Annotated in this window: 13 protein-coding genes and 1 tRNA gene; 4 read left to right on the forward strand and 10 right to left on the reverse strand. The window is 60.4% G+C overall.

Translation table 11 applies throughout. The features are described from left to right. Nucleotides 1-63 precede the first annotated feature (63 nt). The 7 genes from AB5Y84_RS16830 to yqhD form a co-directional block, all read right to left on the reverse strand. A complete protein-coding gene (locus AB5Y84_RS16830) occupies nucleotides 64-1464 on the reverse strand; it encodes an L-cystine transporter (RefSeq protein WP_368177420.1) in 1401 nt (466 codons plus the stop codon). Nucleotides 1465-1597: 133 nt separating this feature from the next. Further along, on the reverse strand, nucleotides 1598-2899 hold the full coding sequence (locus AB5Y84_RS16835; protein ID WP_041202390.1) for a serine dehydratase subunit alpha family protein: 1302 nt from the start codon (nucleotides 2897-2899) through the stop codon (nucleotides 1598-1600). Nucleotides 2900-2920: 21 nt separating this feature from the next. Beyond that, the gene (locus AB5Y84_RS16840) at nucleotides 2921-3589 is read right to left on the reverse strand and encodes a transcriptional regulator (protein ID WP_368177421.1); all 669 of its coding nucleotides are present in this window, start codon (nucleotides 3587-3589) and stop codon (nucleotides 2921-2923) included. Between the two features lie 147 nt (nucleotides 3590-3736). Next, nucleotides 3737-4516 (reverse strand): substrate-binding periplasmic protein, encoded by a 780-nt coding sequence (locus AB5Y84_RS16845; protein ID WP_368177422.1) that lies wholly within the window; start codon nucleotides 4514-4516, stop codon nucleotides 3737-3739. A 98-nt stretch (nucleotides 4517-4614) separates the two neighbouring features. Beyond that, nucleotides 4615-6099, reverse strand: coding sequence for a Re/Si-specific NAD(P)(+) transhydrogenase subunit beta (gene pntB, locus AB5Y84_RS16850; protein WP_005339759.1), 1485 nt, complete (start codon nucleotides 6097-6099; stop codon nucleotides 4615-4617). A gap of 11 nt (nucleotides 6100-6110) precedes the next feature. Beyond that, entirely contained in the window at nucleotides 6111-7637 is a 1527-nt protein-coding gene (pntA, locus tag AB5Y84_RS16855; RefSeq protein WP_368177423.1) for a Re/Si-specific NAD(P)(+) transhydrogenase subunit alpha, read from the reverse strand. A gap of 507 nt (nucleotides 7638-8144) precedes the next feature. Continuing rightward, nucleotides 8145-9308, reverse strand: coding sequence for an alcohol dehydrogenase (gene yqhD / locus AB5Y84_RS16860; RefSeq protein ID WP_368177424.1), 1164 nt, complete (start codon nucleotides 9306-9308; stop codon nucleotides 8145-8147). Between the two features lie 157 nt (nucleotides 9309-9465). Here yqhD and AB5Y84_RS16865 point away from each other — a divergent pair, with 157 nt between their 5' ends. Both AB5Y84_RS16865 and AB5Y84_RS16870 read left to right on the forward strand, forming a co-directional pair. Continuing rightward, nucleotides 9466-10368, forward strand: coding sequence for an AraC family transcriptional regulator (locus tag AB5Y84_RS16865; RefSeq protein WP_005339751.1), 903 nt, complete (start codon nucleotides 9466-9468; stop codon nucleotides 10366-10368). A 17-nt stretch (nucleotides 10369-10385) separates the two neighbouring features. Then, the gene (locus tag AB5Y84_RS16870; protein ID WP_110304130.1) at nucleotides 10386-10898 is read left to right on the forward strand and encodes a lipocalin family protein; all 513 of its coding nucleotides are present in this window, start codon (nucleotides 10386-10388) and stop codon (nucleotides 10896-10898) included. Between the two features lie 65 nt (nucleotides 10899-10963). On the opposite strand, the gene AB5Y84_RS16875 is transcribed toward AB5Y84_RS16870, so the two are convergent. Continuing rightward, complete coding sequence (locus AB5Y84_RS16875) at nucleotides 10964-12856, reverse strand: methyl-accepting chemotaxis protein (RefSeq protein ID WP_167557410.1); 1893 nt, start codon at nucleotides 12854-12856, stop codon at nucleotides 10964-10966. A gap of 207 nt (nucleotides 12857-13063) precedes the next feature. Next, nucleotides 13064-13561 carry a lactoylglutathione lyase family protein gene (locus AB5Y84_RS16880; protein ID WP_005357546.1) on the reverse strand — a complete coding sequence of 166 codons (498 nt, stop codon included), beginning with the start codon at nucleotides 13559-13561 and terminating at the stop codon, nucleotides 13064-13066. 100 nt (nucleotides 13562-13661) lie between these two features. Between AB5Y84_RS16880 and AB5Y84_RS16885 the strand changes: the two genes are divergently transcribed. After that, a complete protein-coding gene (locus AB5Y84_RS16885; protein ID WP_368177425.1) occupies nucleotides 13662-14534 on the forward strand; it encodes a LysR family transcriptional regulator in 873 nt (290 codons plus the stop codon). A gap of 144 nt (nucleotides 14535-14678) precedes the next feature. On the opposite strand, the gene AB5Y84_RS16890 is transcribed toward AB5Y84_RS16885, so the two are convergent. Continuing rightward, nucleotides 14679-14755 (reverse strand) — tRNA-Trp (locus AB5Y84_RS16890). A gap of 201 nt (nucleotides 14756-14956) precedes the next feature. Here AB5Y84_RS16890 and AB5Y84_RS16895 point away from each other — a divergent pair. After that, nucleotides 14957-15499, forward strand: coding sequence for a hypothetical protein (locus tag AB5Y84_RS16895; RefSeq protein WP_139741289.1), 543 nt, complete (start codon nucleotides 14957-14959; stop codon nucleotides 15497-15499). Nucleotides 15500-15567: the final 68 nt, after the last annotated feature.

The following is a 15567-nucleotide window of genomic DNA, read 5'->3' on the forward strand; positions in this document are numbered from 1 at the left end:
CTCCCTGCGGTCTATGACGGGAAAGGGTCACCCCTTTCCACGCCCAGATCAACCAACAGCAAATCAGACGGTGGACTCTTCGCCGTCCAGACTCACTTCGTGATCGCTGTTGAACACATGCATGTCGGTTTCGCCCATCAGGCGGCTGGTGACAGTCCCTGCTGTGATGGAGCCGGAGACGTTCAGGGCGGTACGGCCCATGTCGATCAGCGGCTCGATGGAGATCAGCAGACCGGCCAGCGCCACCGGGAAGTCCAGCGCGGAGAGCACGATCAGCGCGGCAAAAGTAGCGCCGCCGCCAATCCCGGCCACCCCGAAGGAGCTAACGGTGATGATGGCGATCAGGGTCATGATAAAGCCGGGATCCATCGGGTTGACCCCGACGGTCGGGGCAATCATCACTGCCAGCATGGCCGGATAGATACCGGCGCAGCCGTTCTGACCGATGGTGGAACCGAAGGAGGCGGCGAAGTTGGCGATCCCCTCAGGAATACCCAGCGACTTGGTCTGGGTCTGCACGTTCATCGGGATGGAGCCCGCACTGGTGCGCGAGGTGAAGGCAAAGGCCAGCACCGGAGTGATCTTCTTGAGGAAGCGCAGCGGATTGATGCCGACCATGCTCACCAGCAGCAGGTGCACGGCAAACATGATGGCGATAGCGCCGTAAGAGGCCATCACAAAGCTGAGCAGGTTGAGAATATCCGCATAGTTGGAGCCGGAGACCACCTTGGTCATCAGCGCCAGCACGCCGAACGGGGTCAGGCGCAGCACCAGAGTCACCATTCGCATCACGATGGCATGAGCCACAGCCACGAAGTGGCTGAAGCTGGCGAAGATCTCCGGCTTCTTGCGGGCGATGCCGGTAGCGGAGAGGCCGATGAAGATGGAGAAGATCACCACGGCGATGGTGGAGGTCTTGCGCGCCCCGGTCATGTCGAGGAAGGGGTTGGCCGGAATGAACTCCAGCATCATCTTGGCAAACGACATGCTCTCGACGCTGCCGAGGGTGGTCTGCAGCGCGGCGCCACGGGCGCTTTCGGCGGCACCGGAGGTGAGCCCTTCAGCAGTCAGGCCAAACAGGTTGGACATCAGGATGCCCGCCCCGGCGGCGATGGCGGTGGTGAAGATCAACACGCCTATGGTCATGGCGCTGATCTTGCCAAGGGCGGTACCGCCGTTGAGCTTGAGGATGGCGCTGATGATGGAGACCATGATGAGCGGGATGATGATCATCTGCAGCAACTTCACATAGCCGCTACCCACGATATCCAGATAGTCGATGGTCTGAACAATGACGGACGAACCGGCACCGTAAAGCAGTTGCAACGCGGCGCCGAACAGAATACCGAGCCCCAGACCGGCAAATACCCGGCGGGTGAAGCTCACATGTTTTTCCTGTAACCGGTAGAGAAAGAACAGCAAGATGGCGGCGATGGCCAGATTGCCGATAACGCTAAATGTCATGGTATGACTCCCCAAAAAGCGGGCTTGGGCCCGAGAAACAAGAGCAAGCGCCATGCTTGCCCTGGCAACCGTGTCAGACGGTCTGCGCCGTCGTGACAAGAACAAGGGGGTCTATCGCCCCCTTGTCACAGATTCACTGCTTCTGCTGTTTCGCTCGCATGATGTTGATGATTTCAATGTCGGTATCCAGCATCCCCTCTTTGGAGAGGCGGCCCAGATTGGCGATGGTCTGGTCCACATCATCGGAAACGATCCCCTCGCTCTGGGGGACATGCAGGTTGTTGATGGCCATCAGCGAAGACTTTACCGCCGCCGAGGTGGAAGTGGAGACCTTCATGGAGCAGGCGCTGCCCGCGCCGTCGCAGATGATGCCGGAGACATCGCCAATCATGTTGTTGATGCAGTGGCTGATCTGCTGATACTGGCCGCCCAGCAGCCAGGTAATGGCGGCACCGGCACCCATGGCGGCGGTACTGGCGGCGCAGAGGGCCGACAGCTTGTTCTGATAGGTCTTGATGTAGATGGCCACCAGATGGCTCATCACCAGCGCCCGGGTCAGCTGCTCGTCGCTCGCCTTGAGGAAGCGGGCAGCCGCGACCACCGGCATGGTGGCGGCAATGCCCTGATTGCCAGAACCGGAGTTGGACATGGCGGGCAGCATGGCGCCATCCATCCGTGCATCGGAGGCGGCGGAGGAGAGGCGCATCGCCAGGGTCATCAGGTCATCGGAGAGCAGCTTGCGCTCCACCTGCTCGGTGAGGATCTTGCCAATCTTCAGGCCGTAACCCTGCAACCCTTCGTCCGCCAGCGCCTGATTCATGGTGGCGGCCTCGCGGATAAAGTCGATCTCCGCCAGCGGCACTTCCAATGCAAAATCGACGATCTCCCGCAGGGTCATGGTCGGTTTGGCGGATTTGGCTGGCTGGATCTGCACGCCGGGGGCACTGGCCTGCTCCATCAGCACCTCGCCATCCTTCTCCATCAGGATGATGCGGGTGTGGTCGGTACAGATCACCACCCGGGCACTGTGCCCTTCAACTTCGGCCAGCACCTCGGCATAGAGCACGTCCGGCACATCCTTCACATCCACCTTGATCACCGGCAGCAACGTCTTGGCCGCTTCCACCTGTTCTGGTGTGAGGGTCTTGAGCACCTCCAGCCCGGCATCGGGATTGCCCCCTGTGATGCCGACCGCAGCGGCCACCGGCAGACCGATCATGCCGGTGCCCGGCACCCCGACCCCCATGCCGTTCTTGAACAGATTGCCACTGACCCAGACGCTGATGCGGGTCGGAGTCTCCCCCAGCAGCTTGCGGCAGTTGGCCGCCGCCAGCGCCACCGACATCGGCTCGGTGCAGCCCAGGGCCGGCACCACTTCACGCTTGAGCAGGGTAATAAAGTCGGTCCATTGTGCTTTCATCGCAGTGTTTCTCATGTTCAGGGTGCCCGCAGGCAGTTATTGCTTGTTCAGATCCGCCTTGTGATTGCGGATATGCAGATAAACAGTATGACGGGAGATGCCGAGCATCCGGGCAACCAGCTGGGCCGCCTCCTTGATCTCGAAGATCCCCATGTCGAAGAGCCGGGTCACTATCTCCTTGTTGCGCACCGTGCAGGAGAGCGAATCGTCCCGATCCACCTTCTCAATCACCTGGGTCACCAGATCATCCACCGAGCTGGCAAAGGTCTCGTTGTTGAGCGGAGCCGGTGCCGCGGGCAGCGCAAAAGTATCGAGCAGGCAGCCAAGGGAGGTATCCAGACTGAAGTTCACGCAGAGCATACCGATGGGCTTGCCCTGCCGGTTGCTGATGGTGATGGAGGAGGACTTCATCAGCGTCCCGTCGCGGGTACGGCTGAAGTAGCTGCTCCACTGGCTGCCCGCCTCCCCCTGCAAGCGGTTGAGGGCAAAGTCGGTGACCGGCGCCCCCTCCCGACGACCGGTGACATGGCCGTTGGCAATCTTGATGACCGATGCATCCAGCGTATCGAACGCATGCAACACCACCTCGCACCCTGCGCCAAACAGCACGGCCAGCGCCTCGACCGCGGGCTCGAAACTGGCGATCAGATGACGTTCTTCATCCGTTAACGAATTGATCTGGTCAGTGGTGGCTGCTGTGGACATATATGAGTAACTTTGAGTAAACCGCAGTTGATTCTACTATCAACAAGATCAACTAATGTTGAGCGGCATCCCCTTTTTGCTCGCCATTATGCCCACCTTTTAACAAAGTGCGACAAATTGTGAAGCGGCGCACAGCAGGGCGGCAACTCAGAGGTGATAGCGGGCCAGCAGTTGCTTGTAGGCGGGAGTCTGTTTGAACGCCTTGAGGGCAGAGGAGAAACGGATAGCCAGCTGGTCGTGGCCGGGCTTGTGGGTAAACGCGAGGAAGTTGCGGTTGTCGTCGGTCAGCAGGCGCGAGCCGTGGCTCACCTGATCCTGCAGCCCCTGGGTATGCAGCAAATAGCGACCGACCCGCTCGTTGAGCACCACCCCATCCAGCCGACCGGCCATCATCAGATGCAGCTGTTTGATGGCATTCCCCTCCCCCGTCATCGGCATCCGGATCACCCCGGGATCGGTCAGAAAATCGGGACTGTAGGCATAATCTTCCTGAATACCTATCCGCAGACCCTTGAGGTCGGAGAGCTGCTTGAAATCCACTGGGCGAGCCGTCGGATAGAAGAGCACTTCACCGCTGTAAGAGAGCGGCTCATCGGGGTAGTGGAGCCAGTGCTGGCGGGAAGGTTCAAAGAAGACATCGAGCACCGCATCCCCCTGCCTGAGACGGGCCTGCTGCAGAACCCGCTTCCAGGGCAGCACCCTGATTTCGGTGCGATAACCCATCTGGCGCAACACGGTACAGGCCAGATCGAGATCGGCGCCAGCCAGCTCGCCATTGTCACCACGCATCACATAAGGGGGCCACAGTTCGGTCAGCAGCGTCAGAGTCGGCGGCTCGTCCGCCGCTACGGCCGAACCAGCACCAAACAGGAAGGCCAGTAGCCAGCCGTACAACCCGATCCTTCGCCAACCCTGACACCACATCATGGAGATCCCTCATGGTCCGTATGGATTGAGGATATACAAGGGATGAGCAATAAAAAAGGAGGCCGAAGCCTCCTTGATATCCACTCTCTGAATGGCACTTACAGTGCTTTCAGGATTGCCTCGACGCTGGCCTTGGCATCGCCAAACAGCATCTGGGTATTTTCCTTGAAGAACAGCGGGTTCTGGACACCGGCGTAGCCAGTGTTCATGGAACGCTTGAAGCCGATGACGTTCTGCGCTTTCCATACTTCCAGCACCGGCATACCGGCGATCGGGCTGCCCGGATCTTCCATCGCGGCCGGGTTGACGGTGTCGTTGGCACCAATCACCAGCACGGTGTCGGTATCGGCGAAGTCGTCGTTGATCTCGTCCATTTCCAGAACGATGTCATACGGGACTTTCGCTTCCGCCAGCAGCACGTTCATGTGGCCAGGCAGACGACCGGCAACCGGGTGGATACCGAAGCGCACCTTGACGCCACGATCACGCAGCTTCTGGGTGATTTCAGCCACCGGATACTGGGCCTGCGCCACCGCCATACCGTAGCCCGGGGTGATGATGACGGAGCTGGAGTTCTTCAGCAGGTCAGCCACTTCCTCGGCGCTGGTTTCGCGGTATTCGCCCATCTCCTGATCAGCCGTGGAGGCTACGCCGTCGGAGCCGAAGCCACCGGCGATCACGGAGATGAAGGAGCGGTTCATCGCCTTGCACATGATGTAAGAGAGGATCGCACCGGAGGAACCCACCAGAGCGCCGGTGACGATCAGCAGGTCGTTGGAGAGCATGAAGCCCGCCGCTGCCGCCGCCCAACCGGAGTAGGAGTTCAGCATGGAAACTACCACCGGCATGTCGGCGCCACCGATGGAGGCAACCAGATGCCAGCCGAAGGCGAAGGCGATCAGGGTCATCACCAGCAGGGCGAAGGTAGAGCCGCCCGCGTTGACGAAGTAGACCATCAGCGCCAGCGAGGCGACCACGGCCAGCAGGTTCAGCTTGTGGCGGTGCGGCAGCATCAGCGGCTTGGAGGAGATCAGACCACGCAGTTTGCCGAAGGCAACCACGGAACCGGTAAAGGTTACGGCACCAATGAAGACGCCCAGGAAGATCTCGACCAGGTGGATGTTCAGCATGGCGCCGGTCAGGTGCTCGACCTGAGCAACGCTGTTGGCCTGCTCGAACGCCGCACGGGCGGCTGCCAAGGTGGCATCCAGGTTGGAACCGACGGAGACGACGACCTCAGCAGGTGCAGAGGGGTGCAGATCGATGAAGCTGTTGAAGCCCACCAGCACTGCCGCCATACCCACGAAGCTGTGCAGCACGGCCACCAGCTCGGGCATCTCGGTCATTTCGACCTTGAGTGCCAGACGCACGCCGATGGCACCGCCGATCACCATGGCCAGGATGATCCAGTGAACGCCACTGGTCTCCGGGTTGAATACGGTGGCGAGCAGGGCGATAGCCATACCCGCGATACCGAACAGGTTGCCATGCTTGGCCGTTTCTTGCTTCGACAGTCCCGCGAGACTGAGGATGAAGAGCACGGCGGCAACGATATAGGATGCTGTTACCAGTCCTTGAGACACGTTAAACCCCCTTAATCCTTACGGAACATCTTCAGCATGCGCTGAGTGACGGTGAAGCCGCCGAAGATGTTGATACTGGCAATCAGCACGGCGATGAACGCCAGCACGGTGACCAGAGTCGACCCTTGCCCGATCTGCAGCAGGGCACCGACCACGATAATGCCGGAGATGGCATTGGTGACCGACATCAGCGGCGTGTGCAGGGCGTGCGATACGTTCCACACCACGTAGTAACCAACCACACAGGCCAGGATGAATACGGTGAAGTGGGAGAGGAAGGCTGCCGGGGCAACGGACGCAATCCAGCCGAAGGCGGCGATGCCGAGAGCACCGAACACGAACTTCTTGTTGGAAGGCTTGGCCTCTTCCTTCTTGGCTGCCGGTTTGGCGGCGGCCGGTTTCTGCGGGGCAGCAGAGACGGAGATGGCGGGCGGCGGGAAGGTCACTTCACCGGCCTGGATCACCGTCATGTTGCGCTGAACCACGTCTTCGAAGTCGATGGCAACGTTGCCGTCCTTCTCCTTGCACATCAGCTTCATCAGGTTGACCAGGTTGGTACCGTAGAGCTGGGAGGATTGGGCAGGCAGACGACCCGGCAGATCGGTGTAACCAATCACCTTGACGCCGTTGTCGGTGACATGCAGCTCACCTGGCACTGTGTATTCACAGTTACCGCCAGCCTGAGCGGCCATGTCCACGATGACGGAGCCCGGCTTCATGCTGTCGACCATCTCTTTGGTGATCAGCTTGGGAGCCGGCTTGCCCGGGATCAGGGCGGTGGTGATGATGATGTCCACCTCTTTGGCCTGCTGGGCGAACAGCTCCATCTCGGCCTTGATGAACTCATCGGACATGACTTTGGCGTAACCATCGCTGGATGCACCGTCTTCGCCACCGAAGTCCAGCTTGAGGAATTCCCCACCCATGGATTCGATCTGCTCGGCCACTTCCAGACGGGTATCGAACGCACGCACGATGGCACCGAGGGAACCGGCAGTACCGATGGCAGCCAGACCGGCCACACCGGCACCGATCACCAGTACCTTGGCAGGCGGCACTTTACCGGCTGCGGTGATTTGACCGGTGAAGAAGCGACCGAACTGGTGCGCAGCTTCAACCACGGCGCGATAGCCACCGATGTTGGCCATGGAGGAGAGGGCATCGAGGGACTGGGCACGGGAGATCCGCGGCACCATATCCATCGCCATCACATTGATGTTGCGCTCGGACAGCTTCTTGACCAGCTCAGGGTTTTGGGCCGGCCAGATGAAGCTCACCAGAGTGGCGCCATCTTTAATTTGTGCGATCTCGGCATCGGTCGGCGCATTGACCTTGAAGATAAGGTCGGCTTGCCAGACATTCGGCACCACGCTGGCACCGGCAGCCTCGAAGGCGGCATCATCGAAGCTGGCCGACAGGCCTGCGCCGGTCTCGATGGCGACCTCGAAGCCGAGCTTTTTCAGCTGCTCGACGGTAGCCGGGGTCGCTGCGACCCGGGTCTCACCGGCGAGACTCTCTCTCGGTATTCCAATCTGCATGACTATTCCCTGATGGTTAATAAACAATCGCTGCCCAGTGTCTCACTTCTGACGAAACAAGACATGACCAAAGTGCAGGTCCAGGGCTCTTTGTTATGAAAATCAGTAGGCTTTACCTCAACCTCCTGTCATGGTCAGGCCCCCGCTTTTCAGGCGCGAAGGTGATTAGTATCAAATTTTGGAGTTTTATTACAACCGCAGTCCCGACGGCACTCGTACAGAATTCAGCCCATCCCTGGCTACGATTAAAAAAAACAAACCAAATTAGAGGCTTATACCAGTAAAAACGGCTGAAAAAAGTGATCCAACCAGTCAAAAAAAATGTTTTACCGGCCCTCTATCTTAGCGTTTTTTGTTCTTACGAAATCCGCTTTCGTCTCACTTCTCGCAGCGAAACGCCGAAAAGTAACATTTTCCCAACAAAAGCGGGGCCGCTCAGCCGCCAGATGGCGGGAGAGGGCCCCGGCAATTCAATCGTTTCGCCCGTTTGGCACCGATTGGCGGCCCTTACCAGGCCGCTTCATAAATATGCTGGCTCTGCACCAGATCGATGTCGCCGTGCTCGCCGATGGCAGTCATACCGTGCTCCCCCAGCTTGCCGATCAGGGTGTCGATACCCAGATCTTTCAGACCGTAGTCGCGCAGTCGGGTCTTGACCCCCATCTGCTCGAAGAAGTCGCGGGTCGCGGCGATGGCATCATCGATGCGCTCCGCTTCGCTGCCGCTGTTCAAGCCCCACACCCGATCTGCGTATTGCAGCAGCTTGGCATGTTTCTGTTTGCGCTTGGCCTGCAGCAGGGCAGGCAGCACCACCGCCAGAGTCTGGGCGTGGTCGAGGCCGTGCAGGGCAGTCAGCTCGTGACCCAGCATATGGGTGGCCCAATCCTGCGGCACACCGGCGCCGATCAGGCCGTTCAACGCCATGGTGGCGCTCCACATGATGTTGGCGCGCACCTCATAGTTGTGCGGTTCGGCCAGCGCCTTGGGGCCCTCTTCGATCAGGGTCAGCAGCAAGCCTTCAGCGAAGCGATCCTGCACCTTGGCATTGACCGGATAGGTGAGGTACTGCTCCACGATGTGGACAAAAGCATCCACTACCCCGTTCGCCACCTGACGCTCGGGCAGGGTGTAGGTGAGCACCGGATCCAGCACGGCGAAGCGCGGCATCACGAACGGCGAGAAGAAGTGCACCTTGTCGCCACTGCTGCGACGGGTGATGACCGCGCCCATGTTCATTTCGGAACCGGTCGCCGGCAGGGTCAGCACGGAACCAAGCGGGATGGCGGAACGCACTTCGCTGCCGACGGTCTCGAGAATGTGCCAGGGATCCTTGGCCAGATCGTAGTGCGCGGCAGCAGCGATAAACTTGGTGCCATCGAGCACGGAACCACCACCAACGGCGAGCAGGAAGTCGACCCGCTCGGCACGAGCCAGCTCCACGGCCCCTATCAGGGTCTCGTAGGCCGGGTTCGGTTCGATGCCGCCAAATTCAAACAGGGTCATGCCAGCCAGCTCGTTACGGATCTGCTCCAGCAAGCCGCTGCGTACCACGCTGCCGCCGCCATAGGTGATCATGACGCGGGCATCGCTCGGGAGCTGCTCGCGCAACTGGGCGATCTGCCCTTGGCCGAACAGGATTTTGGTCGGGGTATGGAGAGTAAAGTTGTTCATCGACATTGCCTTCTTCTGATAGTCAGGGCGGCTTGGCCGCGAAATCGTGATTGCATTTTTCTCCAGAACAACCCTACCATCAAGACAACATCCTGCTTGATTCTTGCCTATTTCTACAAAGCAGCAAAAACTGGAACTGTCCAATCAAAGAGCGCCCATGCAAAACCGTTACAGCGACCTCGCAACCAGATTGACCCGCCACGTCACCGCCCCCGGCATCACCCCATCACCTGTGAAACAGGTCAACCTCATCTATACCACCGAACACCATGGCCGCACCCCGGTGCTCTACCAACCGCGGATGATCGTAATCCTGCAGGGGCACAAGGTGGGTTATCTGGCGGATCAGGTGTTTCGCTACGACCCCAACCACTATCTGCTGATGACCCTGCCGCTGCCCTGCGAGTGCGAGTGCTTCGCCTCCCCCGAGCAGCCGCTTATCGGTTTTACCATCGAGATCGATCTGGTAACCCTGCAAGAGCTGCTGCTGGAGCTGGGCGATGCCCTGCCCGCCCCCGCGCCGCAAAAGAGCGGCGTCCACTCGGTCCCCCTGTCGGAAACCATGTTCTGCGCCGCCGAGCGACTGATCGAGCTGATGGACAACCCGCTGCACGCCAGGGTGCTGGGGCCGCAGACGGTGCGGGAGATGCTGTTCCACGCCCTCACCGAGGGGGGCGGCCCGGCGCTGCAGGCGCTCGCCAATCGCCACAACCATGTGGGCCAGATCGCCCGGGTGCTGCGTATGATAGAGTCCCGTTATGCCGACAACCTCACCATGGAGGAGCTGGCGCGGGAGGTGAACATGAGCGTCTCCGCCTTTCACCACCACTTCAAGGCGGTCACCGCAACCTCGCCGCTGCAGTACATCAAGTCGTTTCGCCTCCACAAGGCGCGGATGATGATGCTGCACGACGGCATCAAGGCGGGCACCGCGGCGGCCAGAGTCGGTTACGAGAGCAACTCCCAGTTCAGTCGGGAGTACAAGCGCTTCTTCGGCAGCACGCCGACGGATCAGGCCTCCCGCTTCCGGGATGGTCAGCTGCGCATCATCGAGGGATAACAACAGAGGGATTACTTATGCGTTCACTGCTTTGCCTGTTCACCGCTTTACTGCTGACGGCCTGTACCGGGATTGCCGACGGCATTCGCCCCGTCACCGGCTTCCAGCTCGACCGCTATCTTGGCACCTGGTATGAGATTGCCCGCCTCGACCACAGCTTCGAGCGGGGGCTGGAGCAGGTGAGCGCCACCTACAGCCTGCGTGACGATGGCGGCGTCAAGGTGCTCAACCGCGGCAAGCAGAGCGATGGCAGCTGGCGCGAGGCCGAGGGCAAGGCCTACTTCGTCGGCAGCCCTGACGAGGCGCGGCTCAAGGTGAGCTTCTTCGGCCCCTTCTACGGCGGCTACAACGTCATCGATCTCGACCCCGATTACCAGCTCTCGCTGGTGACCAGCTACAACCACGACTACCTCTGGATCCTCTCCCGCTCCCCCAATCCGCCCAAGGAGAAGGTTGACGCGCTGATCGCCAAGGCCAAGGGGCTGGGCTTTGCCACCGACCAGCTTATCTGGGTCAAGCAGACCCCTTAAGCCAGTCGTGAAATAACAAAGGGCAGCCCGCGGGCTGCCCTTTCTGTTGCTGGCGTGGCGGGATGTCAGAGCCGGAAGCGGCCGATCTCCTGCTCCAGCCGCTCGGTCAGCGACTTGAGCTCGGCCGCCTGCGCCGCCTCGTTGCCCGCCTGCTCGGCAAGCTCTTGCGAGACGTGGCGGATATTCTCGGTATTGCGGCTGATCTCGCCGGTCACCGAAGTCTGCTCCTCGGCCGCTGCGGCGATCTGGGTCGCCATGTCGCTGATGGAGCCGATTGCCTCGTTGATCCGGGCAAGGCTCTGGTTGGCCGCTTCCGCATCCTCGACGCTGGTACCCGCCAGCTGACGGCTGGTCTCCATGCCACCCACGGCGCGACGGGTGGTCTGCTGCAGGGTCTCGATCATCTGCTGGATCTCGTCGGTGGAGTCGTGGGTACGGCGTGACAGCACCCGCACCTCATCCGCGACTACCGCGAAGCCGCGTCCCTGCTCACCAGCCCGCGCCGCCTCGATGGCCGCGTTGAGCGCCAGCAGGTTGGTCTGCTCGGCGATGCCGCTGATGGTCGCCAGAATGCCGCTGATCTTCTGGGCATGGCTGTCGAGCTCATTGATGATCTGGCTGGCATCGGCCACTTCGTCCGCCAGACCGGTAATGCTGCGCTGACTCTGGCCAACCTGGGATTGGCCGGCGACCGCCAGTGCGACCGCATCGGTGGCGGTGGTGGCGGCAAACTCGGCGTTGCCGGCAATCTCTTGAGTAGCGGAAGCCATCTCGGTCACCGCGGTCGCCACCATCACGATCTCGTCCTGCTGCTGGCGCACCCGCTGACTGCGAGCCTGCGCCCCGGCCGCCTGGGCACGGGATTGTGCCGCCAGCTCGACGGTCACATCCCGCAACCGGCTGACGATGCCGTGCAGCCGCGCCACGAACTGGTTGAAGTTCTGGGCCAGCTGACCCACCTCATCCTTGCTGTGGGTGTTGATGTGAACGGTGAGATCCCCCTCGCCGTGGGCAATGTCGTGCAGGGCGTGCGCGACCCGACCGAGATCGGCGAACAGGTATTTGAAGGTGGCGGTGAGCAGGGCGCTGAATACCAGCATCAGCACCAGGGTCAGCCCCACCAGCTCCCACAGCAGGCTGCTGAGCGGCGCCTCCAGCACATCGCGATACATCACCATGGCCAGCAGCCAATCGGTGCCCGGCACCGGTTGTACCGCCAGCAGCACATCGCGCCCGTCGAGGGTGGCGGCGTGCAGCTCGCTGTTTTCGCGGCCCCACTGCTGGAAGGTGGCGGCAGAGAGTCCCGGCGCCAGCTCGGCGATGGGCTTGAGCGCCAGATCCTTCTGCGGATGGCCGACGATGAGGCCACTGCTGTCGAGCAGCATGGCGTAGCCCTCACCCTGCACCTTCATCGCCAGCACTTCGTCGATCAGCTTGTCGAGCGCCAGGTTGGCCCCCACGGCACCGACCAGCTCACCCTGATGGCGCACCGGCTCGGAAAGAGTGACCACCAGCTTCTGCATGGTGACGCTGACATAGGGAGCAGTGACGATCAGCTGCCCCGCCTTCACCGCATCCTGATACCAGGGGCGCTCGCGCGGGTCATAGTTGCCGGTGTTGAGGGAGGGGTCCTGCCGGGTCATCAGCCCCTGCGCGGAGCCAAAATAGGTGAGGCCGAACCCACCGGAGGTGTAGGCCTGCTTCAGGTGGGGCACCAGCTCGGCTTGGGGGTTGTCGCTGATCAGGTTGACCAGCGCATGGACGGTGTTCTTGCGATCCGTCATCCATTCGCCGATGGCGACCGAGTAGGCGTGGCCATAGTTGACCGCCTCGCTCTGGATGGCGCTCATGGTGCGGGATTTTAGGGTGTGAAAGGCAACGATGCCGAGCAGTGATGCCATCAGCAGCACCACACCAAGACTGGTGGCCAGCAGCTTGCCGCGCAGAGAGAGGGTCATGACGACGAATCCTTGTTGTTGTGTCAGGCAGGGAAAACCCTGATGTATCAAAGGCTATCGGCCGCAATATAAACAGACTTTAGTGAATCTGTATATTTTCCCATCTATCAACAACAGAACGCGCTATTCGTGTGAACCAGATCGCTATTCCATGCTACTGACTCTTGTAACAACAAAGCAGCAGGCCGCCCGAAGGCGGCCTGTCACTTACCCCTGATATGCACCGGCGGAGTAGGTCAGCTCATAGCTGTGGCTGTAGATCTCGACGATATTGCCGAAGGGATCTTCCATGTAGACCATGCGGTAGGGCTTCTCGCCCGGGTAGTACTCGCGCACCGGCATCCGCTGCTTGCCGCCCGCCGCGACGATTCGCGCCGCCAGCCCCTCGACATCCGGATCCTGCACGCTGAAGTGGAACACACCGGTCTTCCAGAATTCGAAGTTGTTCTCACGGCGTTCGCTGTTGGGGAACTCGAACAGCTCGATGCCGATCTTGTCGCCGGTAGAGAGGTGGGCAATGCGGAAAGAACCCCAGCCCGGGCCAAACACGTCGTTGCACATCACGCCGATGGCGGAGTCATCCTCGCTGATGGTGGTCGCCGGCATGATGAGATACCAGCCCATCACCTTGGTATAGAACTCGACCGCTTTGTCGAGGTCAGTCACCGTGATACCGATATGGGAGAAGTTGCGTGGATAGGTCATACGTCACCTTGAAATTGTGTGTGGGAAACAGGTGACATGATAGGAAGGGGCGACATAATGAAAAATAAGGTCAAACTAATGGAAGGCATAAATTAAATTTATGGTTAATCCGCTCTGGCTCCACACCCTGGTGGTGGTGCATGAAACCGGCAGTTTTACCCGTGCCGCCGAGCAGCTGGACCTCACCCAGGCCGCCGTCAGTCAGCATATCTCGCGCCTCGAGGCCGAATTTGGCACCCTGCTGCTGCGCAAGCCCCGTCAGCTGGAGCTCACTCCGCGCGGGCTGGTGCTGCTCGACTTCGCCCGCCAGCAGGCGCAGGCCGCCGAACAGCTGCGGGCGCGCCTCTCTGACGATGACCCTCACCGCGGCGCCATCACCCTCACCACCCCGGGCAGCATCGGCCTGCTGCTCTATCCCCTGCTGCTCGACCAGCAACAGGAGCACCCTGGACTCACTATCCAGCACCGCTTTGCCCCCACCCCCGACATAGTGCAGGCGGTACTGGCGGGGCGCAGCGATCTGGGACTGGTGGATCAGCCGCCTGAACACCCCAGCATCGCCGCCGAGCCCTTCGCCCGTGAACCCCTCTGTCTGGTGGTGCCCAACGATGGCGAGGAGCAGAGCTGGCAGCACCTCTGTCAGCTCGGCTTTATCGATCACCCGGATGGCCGCAGCATGGCTCAGCGCCTGTTGGGACGACGCTACCCCGGCCAGCGCGTTGACGAGATCCCGCAGCGCGGCTTTACCAACCAGATCGGCCTGATCCTGGAGCCGGTCGCCCGCGGCCTCGGTTTTACCGTGCTACCCCGCTTCGCCGTCACCGCCTTTGCCCAGCAGGAGAAGATCCGGGTGATCCAGAGCAGCATTGAAGTGATCGACACCCTCTGGCTTATCTACCGCGCCGAGTGGCCGCTCCCCGCCCGCCACCAGCGGCTGGTCACCGTCCTGAAACAGCGGGTTGCTGCACATTGAACGCTCTTGCGGCAGACATCGAGATCAATGTGGCCACAGTCACCGAGGGCTAGCGGCAAGAAGGAGAAGAGAAAGGAGAGAGGGATAAATTGGCGAACGCCGGAAATGCGAAAAGCCAGCTCAATGAGCTGGCCTTTCTGAAAATGGCAGGGGCGGCAGGACTCGAACCCGCAACCATCGGTTTTGGAGACCGCTGTTCTACCAATTGGAACTACGCCCCTGCAACAAACGAGGCGTAGTATACAAAGTGGAGATCAAAGGTAAAGGCTTTTTTTACGCTTTCGATGCGATTGCACAAATCCCGAACAAGTCGCGGTTGTTTGTGCAGCGAAGCGGGATAACTTGCTGTATTTGCAGCCCTGCCGGGGTAGGAATGGGACATAAATGGGGGTAGGGTGAAATCAGGTACCGGGAGGCCACTTATGCTCAATTACCGACTGCTCCAACAACTGGCGCCCCTCAACTTCAGGGATGAACGCAAGACAGAGGCCCTGCCCGCCTATCTTGAACGGGTCGCGCCGCTAGTGCCCTTTATTCCTGAAAATGTGCTTTCCCAGTGGATTTACCGTCATTGGCGCGGTTTTGAGTCCAATTGGAGCTTTATCGATCTCGCCAGCCATCAGTTCACCTGTGAAAGCTGGCCCACCGCGCAGCTGGTGGATCAGGTGGACTCCCGCCATATGGAGGTGATCGAGCGCTGGGGCGAGATGCTGCGCAGCAACCGTTATGTCCGCCGATCCTGGCTCGGCGAGAAGATGCTGAGCGACGGCACCTGGCCCGAACCTGTCATCGTGCTGGCGCCGGAGGAGGGAGCCAGCTACCCGAACGGTCATCCCCTGCCCCGCCCCTACTGCCTGCTGGAAGGGCACCACAGACTCGGTTATTTGCGCGCCATGGTCCGCGATGGGGAATCGCTGCAAGAGACGCACAGAGTGTGGATTTGTCGTCATATTTCCGCCACTTAAACGTTTTTCATGCTGAAATTGGCATCAGAAATAAAATTTTGACAATTAAAAAAGCGGCCCTATAATCT

The organism is Aeromonas sp. s11 (assembly GCF_040907945.1).
GTDB lineage: Bacteria > Pseudomonadota > Gammaproteobacteria > Enterobacterales > Aeromonadaceae > Aeromonas > Aeromonas veronii.